The sequence below is a fragment of the Dyella sp. genome, assembly GCF_035486915.1.
In the GTDB taxonomy this organism is placed as follows: Bacteria; Pseudomonadota; Gammaproteobacteria; order Xanthomonadales; family Rhodanobacteraceae; genus Dyella_B.
On the sequence record NZ_DATHMR010000085.1, the window covers coordinates 1 to 10,806 of the forward strand.

Consider the following 10,806-nt stretch of genomic DNA (forward strand, 5'->3'; position numbering starts at 1 on the left):
GGCCCAATTGGTGGCAGTGCTGCTGGTCAGATCGAAGCGCCATACGTTGCCGTACATGTCGCCCGCATACACATAATCGGTAATGTGGTCACCGTCCAGATCGGCGGGCGTCACATAGGCGATACCGTTGGGACCTTGCGCATTGGTGGCACTGCCTACGCCCGTACTCAAGTAGTAAACCTGATCGATCGCGCCAGCGCCGGTGATGGTCATCACGTAGATGCCCGCATCGCCGGTCAGGCTATTGAGGCCATTGCCGAAGATGATGCCCCATTCGCCGTTGTGTAGCCGGCGGATCTGCGGTGTTCCGTAAGTCTGGCCGAGGCTTTGTCCGCAGTTTGCGTTTCCGTTGCACGAAAGCGTCGAGGTTGCGGTGGACGTCGTCACGCCGTTGTTAGTGGTCGTGGATATGGCAGTGCTCCACTCACCAATCACATTGCCAACGCCTGGCGTGACACTAAAGGACGTATTACCTAGATCGGTAATGTCCAGCACATAGATGGCATTGCCGCCCGCGCCTAGACCACCAGCAAGCCATGTATGCCATTTGCCGCTGTAAAACAGGTCGCCGGTTCCTGGCGTGGCATCTACAAAGTAGTTGTGCGAGTAGTTGGGCGATGAGTAATCCAGCTGCGACTGATTTTGATTGTAAATGGTGGACAGCACGGCCTCGGGCATGTATGCGAACAACTCCTTGCCGTCATTCAGAGTGCCCGTGAATACACCGTTGATTGTCGTGCCGACAATGGTGCCGCTTGCGTTGTAGTAACCGGCTTCGAACGCATGCATGAAGCCATCGTTTGCGCCTTGATAGACCACGTTGATACGCGATGCCTCGTTGGACGTAAATGTTGCGTAGCTCTGCACACCGGAGGCACTTTCTGGCATGGGGGTGGAGGGATTGAGATTATCCTTCCAGGTATTCGTGTAGGGCGATGAAGGTGGGCCGACCCAGGTCGGGCTGGAATTGATGATGTCGCCGAGCACGCTGGTGCGAACGCGGAAGATCTGGCTCGACGTCGCGTTCTGGCTGGGGATTTCGTTAGTGCGCTTACCGCTCAGGAAGTCGACGCGATCCGAACCATGACCATCGCCGTTGAGCCAACCTTGTTCGGCGGTCGTCAATCGTCCCCAGGTGAATGGAATGCCGGACGGAGTGGGGTTCACATTGTTGGGGCCATTGCTATACGTAATCAACGTACGGCCGGTGGAGTCGTATTGCCCCTTAGCGATACTTGTATTAGTCGCCGTGCAGAGGCCGCCGCCGGTTAAGACGCAGGACGCATCCCAATTGGCGAGCGATGAAATAGTGGCGTTGCCAGACGAATCGATCGTGATGTTTTGCGCGGTAAGTTCGCCCCACCAGTTATTGGTGTGGTAATACGCGAGAAATACCTGTGTGCCGGTCTGATATTCACCGGTCTGCTGCACGTTGACACCCGCCGAGCTTGCCGACAAGTTTGCTGGCGTCGCCAGGAAGCAGGTGATTTCGTGGACGTTGTTGTCGCCGCCGGTAGAACCGCCGAAGCCGAAGAGAAAGCTCGCTGGCATCGTGCCATTGGAAGCGGAAATGCTCTGGTTGGCCAACACCGTGTTGTAGGTGCCGCCGTTATAGCTGTACCAAAGGCTTAAGGAGCCTGCATTGGTAATTTGCAGCTTGTAAGAAATAGGTATCGCATTACTTCGCGTCGTCGCACTTTCTTTGGCAATCTGGCAACACTTTCCGCCCCCAGGGAGCGTTTGGTTCGTTGGAAGAACGAGGTTGCCACCATTAATCACTGCGTAGTCGTTTAATGGCGGATTCGGCGTAACCGATTGCGTTTCGGGGTTGCCTCCGCTCTTTGCCACCTTTAGTGGTTCGTAGACGGTCGCGTTACTGCTGTTGGTAGTCTGACCGTAAAGCGTCAAACCCGACATGCTTTGACCGCTGTAGACAGCGTAGGTATTCGTTCCGCCCGATGTGCCGGACACCACATAAACGTTGCCCCGGTATGTGCCCGTGCCGAAGCTATTGCTCTGGAATTTATACACCGGAGCATTGAAGGACCAGGTACCTGTGCTGCAGGCAGTATAGACATCGGTTTCCGTCGGCGTGTAGGTTCCGCCGGCGGCCCATACTTGTTGCTGAAGCGAAGTAAGGTTGATGTTCCCGGCGCCGCGAAGACCAATGCGGCCAGGCTGGTATTGCGTACCGCTGCCAGACGCCGCGCCGCTGTTGCTCGTGGCAGCATTAGCGCCGCTTACACCCTTCAGAACACCAGTAACGGTGTTGTCACCCGAGTTGAGAAAGTTGCCAAATTCGTCCATGCCCAAGCCGATGTAACCGCCAGCCATGCCGTCATGAGGGCTGTTGGAGTTTGAGCAACTGTAACCAAGGCTGCCGCCGAACGCGCCAAGACTGGGGGCATAACTGGCATCGATAAGATAGAAGCCGATACCGTCAGCGCCGTCTTTGCCGGTGCCACCCGAGTCGCCGCCGTAGGTGTAGGTCGTAAACGTCACCTGGATGCCGTCTTGCGAAGAAAACGCTTTGCTAGGATCGATAATGATCGCGCCGGCTTCGTTGTTTTTTGCATCGGTCAGGCGCAACGCGCCGTTGGGGGCCGTGTCGGTGATGTTGGGGCAGGAAGGATTATTGGCGGTATTGTCGCCGGCAGTAAGACAAGCGTTGCCCTTGAAAATCCACTTGTTGGTGGTTTCCGTGCCGGTAAAGTTGTCGGAAACGACGTTTGCTGTTTGGGCGTGAATTTGCGATAGGCCGCCCATGCAACAGACGAATGCCGCCGCGGCTACGAGTAATCGAGTCGCCTTCATCACAGTCCTCCAAGGTTTTTGACGCCGGCGGTCAGCGCATAGGTGCTTTGTACGGCCGCGACGGAATTAGCGTTGGCGCCGTAGGCCAGGGCCGTTACTTGATACAGGTTGCTCTGTCCATCGGGCGACAGGCCCAGATATTGGATATAGAGCTGCGGGTAGTCGTAGTAAACGCCGAGATTATCGTTGCTCGTGGCGCTTCCGCCCGTTTGAGACGTCGTAAACGATGTATCGAACGGCGCTGCAACGCTCTGGTACTGCGTTGCATTGGTAAGCGACATTTCAGGATTTCCAGCCGTTGGGCTTTGAATGTTGTAGGCCGTCGTCGTGCAAATCGTCACTTGCGTAATCGGTGTGGGCGCCGCTGTGCAGGGACTTACAGGAAGCTGAGCAAGGTTTGTGGCGAGCTGGTATTCCCCATACTGCAGCGTGCTTTGCGCAATCTGGAACGCGCGGCCTTTTTCCTTGATGTTGGACGTCATGTTCTCCTGCAACGTGAAGCTGTGGTACATGCCGACTGCCAGCAAGGTCAGAATGATCAGCATGAACATGCTGGCAATGAGCACGAATCCACGTTCTTTGCGAAAACGATATGTTTTTGCGGTATTCATGAGTGCGTCGCTCGCGAAAACGAATCGGTAAGAGGCATCATCAGGGTGCCGCCTGGTTGACGGCTATAACCCTGCTGATCGGTAGATAGGGGTTGGTTGTCTGTCCCGGTTGCCCGAACATTGGATTGATAAAATTCAATGTGACCCAGACGGACTTGACGTTGGTCCAAAGGTTGGCGCTGCTTACCTGACTAGCCGTCATGTATCGATTGGCAGATTTATTCGCGGAAGTGCTGTCAACGCCGTACAGCACAACCATGTTGTGAACGCCTGACACCACATTGCCGCCCACGGTGGTTCCGGCAATGATCGTCAGGGGACCGCTCCCATCGCCGTTATCGCACTGGAGATCGCCGCTGGCATCTACCGAATACGTATTGGTGTAAGTCGTGCCGTTTGTTCCGGCTTGCCCTTGGCAATCCAGCGTATTCGTGTTCTTTTTCGTGTCGGCAACGAATCGCACTGAGATGGTGTCACCTTGAGCGTTTGATCCGCCCGATAGGTATTGGTCCGTAACGAACGGCGCGGCCGAGCTTGCGGAAGTCGCCGGGAAAGATGTGCCCTCCGCGAAAAGCGGCGAAGGTGCGGGAGTGAGGTAGTTTTGATACAACGGGTAATAGCCGCCCGTCTGAATGGTGTTGGACATCAGGGTGATTGCCATGCGCTGGTTGTCCTGCACCTGCGAAAGCGCACTTTGCACGGTGAAGGTCTTGCGCGTCTGCAGCCATAGATCGAATAGCCCGGCCAGCAAAAATGCGCCAATAGTCAGCGCAACTAGCAGCGATATCAGACCGAACCCGAGTTGCTTAGAGATACGAGTCATGCCCATGGCCTCAGATCTGATTAACCAGCGTGTACACCATCGGTACCCCGCTGGTGGCAGGAGCAGCCGGCTGCGAGCCGACGTTGATGGCAATGGGAGCTTTCTGCGTCCAGTTCATCTGGATGCTGCAGATTGAAGGCGCACCCACCTTGCATACGACCGTTGCCGTGACACCAGGGTTGAGGGACTTACCCCACTGATAAACATCGTAGGCAGCCATTGCCGTCTCATCGCACGAATCGTTTTGAGAACAATCGTCAGACATGGCGGGAAAGTTTGTGATCGTCGGTGAGGTACTTCCGGCTGCGGGTGCAGCGACGGTAAAGGTCGGGGGGAACTTGCCTGCATCCCAATAGCTTGGATTGGCTACCATGCTGTCGGCCAAACTGCGTGCCTGGATGGCAACTGTGGATTCAAGCTGCGAGCTGTGCGTGTTGGACAACGCCGACGCCTGCATCGCTGCGATACCGAGCACGCCGATGGAAATGATCACCAGCGCGACTAGAACCTCAAGGAGGCTGAAACCGCGAAAATATGCGGCTGACTTGTTCACGGGCAATTTCCTTCATTTTGCGTCTGCACAGAATCGATCGTGCCTGTTCCGGCTTGAGACACAACCAGACAGCGGCGTTCGCCGAGATCGTTGTTTGAATCATTGATCGTGATCACTTCCGTGGAGGCGGCACTGACCGGAGCGGTCGTCGTGGCACCACCCATTCGGTTAAAGGTGACATAAGGTTGGCCAACCAACGTGTCGCCGACGCGAAGCGCGTTGTGGACTTTCAGCACCGTATCCTGGGGATCGACGGTGTGATCGTTGGCCACATCGATAAACGCAATCCAACCGGTGTTCCACTCCGTGGTACCGGAACCAGCACATGTGGGAGCACTCGCCGCCGGAGCGGGCGATGCGCAGAGCGTGACGGCCAAACCCTGTTTGATGGCCGCTGAGCGAGCCAATTCTGCGTCGGTGGCGAGGTCGTTCATCTCGCCAGTAAGCCGACTTCCATTCACCAAGTTTTTATAGGTGGGGAGTGCCCAGGCTATGAGAAGAGCCATGATAATGAGCACCACGAGCAACTCGATCACCGTAAAGCCGGCGCTCGCCTTGCGATGCCTGCGCATCGTATTCATGCTTCCCCCATGTGGCGTGTAGCCGAGTTGGATTGCATCAACCGGATGACGTCCGGTCGCCCCTTTGTTCCCCTACCGTCGTTCCGGTGTGTCAGCGCGCGTTTGTTGACCCGGCAAGGGGCCGACAGCGCGGAGTGCGCCGGAAGATAGGAGCATTATCTTGTAGGGGAAATCCGAATTGAATAGCCGCCTGTCGGGTGAAAACGGCCGCTTGTCGCCGGAATGTTGATGGCCATCAAGAAATTGGCATTCGGCAACTGGGTTGCCGCTGAGCTACCCCTCGCTCAAACGTCCGACCACATTCTCAACAGGTTGTGGTAGCAACCAGTCAGTCGTACGCGAGCGCCTTCATCGGCGTTGGTAGCGGTGAGTCGCTGGATGGCGTTGTCCAGGTCGAACAGAAGGGTGCGCTGTCCGTCGTCGCGGATCATGCTTTGCACCCAGAAGAAGCAGGCCATGCGCATGCCGCGGGTGACGGGGTTGACCTGGTGCAGGCTGCTCGCCGGATAGAGAATCATGTCACCGGCAGGCAGCTTGACGGTTTGCGTGCCGTAGGTGTCTTCGATCAGGAGTTCGCCGCCGTCATAGCTATCCGGCGCTGCGAGGAAGAGCGTGGCGGAGAGATCTGTGCGGATTTTGTCACCCGTGCCCGGCATCAAGCGCACCGATCCATCTACATGGCTGCCAAAATGCATGCCGCCCTGATAGCGGTTGAACATCGGTGGATAGACGCGATGGGGCAGTGCCGCGCTGATGAATAACGGATGTCTTTCCAGCGCAGAGAGCACGATGTTACCCAGCTCGATCGCCGTGGAAGACCCCTCGGCGATCTGCTGATTCTGTTTGACGTGAACACCTTGATGTCCGGCGGTGACGCGCCCATCGACCCACGGCGCGTTTCCCGCATCGAGCTGCCTGCGGAAATGCGTGAGTTGTTCGCTGTCGAGCAGCGCGGGCACGTGCACCAGCATGAAGTGGCCTCCGTCAGAACTTATAGGTGAACGTCACCATTTCCGTGCGACCGATACCCGGCACAGAACGTCCACCGTCCGACTGGATCAGCGCATCGAAATAGCGCTTGTTGGTCAGGTTGAGCACGTTGAGTCGAATATCGTAACTGGGCTGATGGTACGCCACTGTGCCGTCCCAGCGCGTGTAACCGCCCACGCTGACAAGGTCGGTGTTGGCCGCATAACGTTGCGACATGTACGTCGGACCCCCGCCGGCTTCCCAGTTTTGCGCGAAGGTGTAGGTGGTCCACGTCGTGAACGTATTGCGCGGTGTGTTCGCGGGCACATTGCCTTGCGTGCCATCCATCGCTTTCACGATCCTGCCGTCCATGTAGCTGTAACCGGTGAAGATCTGCCAGTGCGGCGTGATATGACCGACAACACCCAGCTCGGCGCCACGCACGCGAATATTGCCATCCAGTACATATTCGCCCGATGAGGTTTCGGTACGTGCATTGGTCTGCTCAAGGTTGTACAGCGCGGCGTTGACCGCCAGTACGTCGTCGATCAGATTCCACTTGCCGCCGATTTCGTAGGAGTAATTCTTTTCCGGCGCCAGATCCTGCGTTCCGTTCGTCAACGTCAACTGTTCCAGCGATGGATCGAACGAGGTGCCGTACGACACATAGTAAGACTGCTTTTCGCTGGGCTGATAAATCAGGCCGCCGCGCACGCTGGTGAAATAGACCGTCTGCTGCGCATAGGTGGGCAGCGATACGGTATTGGTGATGTGCGCATCGAATTCATCGCGGCGAAGACCTGCCACGGCAATCCATTGATCGTTCAATCGCATCGTGTCGTTCGCGTAGACGGCTGCGGTATTGCCGGTGGATTGCGCGTAGTTGCCGACCGTTGTGGTGACATTTGACGGCGTAGATTCCTGCACGGGATCCACCAGCGACAGCAACGGCAGCCCGTTTCGCGTGTAGCCCTGGTTGTTATATGTCTCGTGCGCAAACTCGGCGCCCGTAACCAGCGTGTGTTGAATGAAGCCGGTGTCGAACTTCGTGGTGAGATCGGTTTGGCTGTCGAGAATCTTGTCGTGAATGATGCGATCGTGACTGGCTAGCTGCACGTATAGATCCGACAGCGGCAAATCGGTGGGATTGCCCAGTGTTTTGTTGAGCGTCACGCCACCAGCCGTTACGACACTGTTGGCCGCCGTTTCGCGCGCATTCGTTGTGTAGTCACTGTATTGCAGCTGCGTGCGTAGATTCACGTTGTCCGTGAATGCATGTTCAAGACGCGCATTGAATTCGTTGACGCTCTGATTGGTGCGGTCGTCGGTAAGTCCGTACCAGTTCTTGTAGCTCACATTCGCCGGTCGGCCATTGATCGGCGGCAGACCGTAATCGGGTGTGTCGTGATTACGCTGGATCAAAGCCGACAAGGTGATCTGCGTCGGGGTGCCGATACCGAATCGAATCGACGGTGCGATACCCGCATCCTGATTCTTCAGCACGTCGCGCGTGGAATGCATATCCTGACCGTACACATTCAAACGCACGGCCGATGTGTCCGAGAGCGGCTGATTGAAGTCAGCGGTGGTGCGGTACCGATCGTCGCTGCCGACGGTTGCTGTAACCTGACCGAACGGCTTCAGCTCCGGCTCTTTCGTCACCTGATTGATCACGCCACCGGTTGAGCCGCGGCCGAACAACATCGATGACGGTCCCTTGAGCACCTCGATGGCCGACAGATCGAAGACGTCGCGGTAGTACTGGCCCGGATCGCGGAAACCGTCCAGATAGATGTCCGTACGCGCCGTGAAGCCGCGCAGGTTGATGTTGTTACCGATCTGTCCGCCTTCGGCGCCACCAATGGTGATGCCGGGAACATTGCGCAGTGCGTCCGACAGCGATGTCGCGCCTTGCGCGTCCATCAGATCGCGATTGACCACGACAATCGTCTGCGGAATATCGCGCAACGAGGTAGGTACCTTGGCGCCGACGGTCGACGTATCGGTTTCGTAGTCGTTACCAATCACGCTGCCGGTGACATGCACCGATTCCAGCGTTTTGGTCTTGTTGGGGTTCTGGGTGCTGTTTTGTGGCGTGGTATTGGCGTCGATGGAGGCTGTCTGCGCCTGCGCCGTGGCGGGTAGGGCGAGCGCGAGGAGCAGGGCGGCCTGAAGAGTCGTCGGGCGGAAGTTAGCGGGCATGGTCAGCAACTTGGTAAAGGATGAAGGAGCCCGAACACCGGTGGGTTGGCTCGCCTGAGGGCATGACCACCCCCTCATCCCGCTTGCTGGTCCACTTCACTGTGTTCGATGTAAATGCGAATCGTTGTCATTATCGCATGCGGTTACGAACTTGTGAAGCAGTTCTTGCGAAAGCCTTTCTCACAAAAGAAAAGGCCCCGCACTGGCGTGCGGGGCCTTGTTGCTTTCAAGCCGCGGCGATCGCTCCGCGGTTAGGTCAGCGACTTACCAGATCTTCACCTGCTTGTCGCTCGGACGGACCATCGTATCGGTCGGCTTGCACTGGAACGCGTTGGCGAAGGCCGCCATGTTCGACGGAGCGCCGATTGCGCGGAATTCAGCCGGCGAGTGCGGGTCGATGTTGAGGTAAAGCTCCGCCTGCTTCGGACGAATGTTCTCACGCCACACGCGCGCCCAGCTCAGGAAGTAACGCTGATCCTGCGTGTAACCGTCGATCTTCTCGTTCGCTTCGGTCGGATTCTTCTTCAGAGCGTTTTGCAGCGCATCGTAAGAGACATTCAGGCCGCCGAGGTCAGCGATGTTTTCGCCCAGCGTCAGCTGACCGTTGACGTGCAGATCCGGTTTGTCCTTGAGCGGTGCGTAGCCGTTGAACTGATCAACCAGCTTGCCGCTGCGAGCCTTGAACTGCGCCTTGTCCTGCGCGGTCCACCAGTCGGCCTTGTTGCCGTCGCCGTCGAACTGCGAGCCCTGATCGTCGAAGCCGTGGCTGGATTCATGACCGATCACCGCGCCGATACCGCCGTAGTTGATCGCGTCGTCGCCGTTGGCATAGAAGAACGGCGGCTGCAGGATCGCGGCCGGGAAGTTGATCGTGTTGGTGCTCGGGTCGTAGTAAGCGTTGACCGTCTGCGGCGTCATGCCCCACTCGGTGCGATCGGTCTGCTTGCCGATGTGGCCGACATCCCAATCGTGGTTGAACTTGGCGGCGGCCATCACGTCGCCGTAGTAGTCACCCTGCTTGATATCCAGGCCATCCCAGCTACGCCAATGATCCGGATAGCCGATCTTGGGCAGGAATTTGTTCCACTTGTCGATGGCTTTCTGCTTGGTGGTGTCGCTCATCCAATCCGAATTCTGGATGTGCTCCTTGAGCGCCTCGCGCACATTGGTGACCAGTTCTTCGGCACGCTGTTTGGCTTCGGGCGTGAACTCCTTGGCAACGTACAGCTGACCGAGCGCTTCACCCATCGACTCGTTCACGGCGCCAAGCACGCGTTTCCACAGCGGCCGCTGTTCCGGCTGGCCGGAGAGCGTCTTGCCGTAGAAGTCGAAGCGATTGTCCTGGAAGGCTGTGCTGAGGAACGGCGAGGCGCTGTCGATCGCGTGGAAGCGGAAGTAAGCCTGCCACTGCGCGATCGGTGCGCTGGCCAGCAGCTTATCGAACTCGGCAAAGAACTTCGGCTGCGATAGCGAGAAGCCCTTGCCGACATTGATGTTCTGTTCGGAGAAGTACTTGTCCCAGCTGAAGTGCGGGGTAATCTTGTCGGCCTGCGCCACGCTCACGAAGTGATATTCGTTGTCCAGGTCGCGCAGTTCGGTCGGCGAGAGCGAAGCCTTGGCGAGTTCGGTTTCAAACGCCATCACTTCATCAGCCTGCTTCTTCGCATCGGCGTCGGACACACCCGTCAGCGCTAGCGTCTTGGCGATGTGTGCCTTGTACGCATCGCGCAGCTCGGCTTGCTTGGGGTCGGTGTAGTAGTCGCGCGTCGGCAGACCCAGGCCACCCTGATTGGCGAACCCGATCTGCAGCTTGGCGTCCTTGAAGTCGGCGCTGGCGGTGAAGTCGAACACTTGCATGTCGCCCTGTGCATCGCGGTCGGTGATGTATTTGGCGATGTCGGCCGGCGTCTTCAGCGCAGCGATCTGATCGAGCTGCGGCTTCAGCGGATCGAAACCAGCCTTGTTGACGGCGTCCTGATCCATGCCCGCCTGATACAGCCAGCCGATCTTCTGTTCGATCGAACCCGACTTGGCCTGCGCGGCATTCTTGGCAGCGTCGTCGACGATCTGATGCTGCGTGTTCAAGCTCTGCTCGGCGAGCTGATTGAACGCGCCCCAGCTGGTGTGATCGTTCGGAATCGGATTTGCCGCGAGCCATTTGGCGTTGACGAAGCTGTTGAAGTCCTGACAGGCGTTGATGCCGGTGTCCAGCTCGTTCACATCAAAAATGCTGGTTGGCTTGGCGGCAGCGGC

The 10,806-nt window shown here is 57.5% G+C and carries 8 protein-coding genes; all 8 read right to left on the bottom strand.

Annotated elements, in window-relative coordinates; genetic code table 11:
- Positions 1–2,814: PilC/PilY family type IV pilus protein (locus tag VK725_RS06800; protein ID WP_325317302.1), on the bottom strand; the 2,814-nt coding region annotated here is incomplete at its 3' end.
- The gene (locus tag VK725_RS06805) at positions 2,814–3,425 is read right to left on the bottom strand and encodes a pilus assembly PilX family protein (protein ID WP_325317303.1); all 612 of its coding nucleotides are present in this window, start codon (positions 3,423–3,425) and stop codon (positions 2,814–2,816) included. The genes VK725_RS06805 and VK725_RS06800, both read right to left, overlap by 1 nt.
- Before the next feature lie 40 nt (positions 3,426–3,465).
- Entirely contained in the window at positions 3,466–4,248 is a 783-nt protein-coding gene (locus VK725_RS06810; RefSeq protein ID WP_325317304.1) for a PilW family protein, read from the bottom strand.
- Positions 4,249–4,258: 10 nt separating this feature from the next.
- Positions 4,259–4,801 (bottom strand): type IV pilus modification protein PilV, encoded by a 543-nt coding sequence (pilV, locus tag VK725_RS06815; RefSeq protein WP_325317305.1) that lies wholly within the window; start codon positions 4,799–4,801, stop codon positions 4,259–4,261.
- Positions 4,798–5,382: a GspH/FimT family pseudopilin gene (locus VK725_RS06820; RefSeq protein ID WP_325317306.1), complete on the bottom strand. Its 585-nt coding sequence runs from the start codon at positions 5,380–5,382 to the stop codon at positions 4,798–4,800. The genes pilV and VK725_RS06820 overlap by 4 nt, the downstream gene beginning before the upstream one ends.
- A 284-nt stretch (positions 5,383–5,666) precedes the next feature.
- Positions 5,667–6,353, bottom strand: a complete 687-nt coding sequence (locus VK725_RS06825; RefSeq protein ID WP_325317307.1) for a Fe2+-dependent dioxygenase — start codon at positions 6,351–6,353, stop codon at positions 5,667–5,669.
- Positions 6,354–6,366: 13 nt separating this feature from the next.
- Positions 6,367–8,553 (bottom strand): TonB-dependent siderophore receptor, encoded by a 2,187-nt coding sequence (locus VK725_RS06830; protein ID WP_325317308.1) that lies wholly within the window; start codon positions 8,551–8,553, stop codon positions 6,367–6,369.
- Positions 8,554–8,817: 264 nt separating this feature from the next.
- The coding region (locus tag VK725_RS06835; RefSeq protein ID WP_325317309.1) for a M13 family metallopeptidase at positions 8,818–10,806 on the bottom strand (1,989 nt) is incomplete at its 5' end.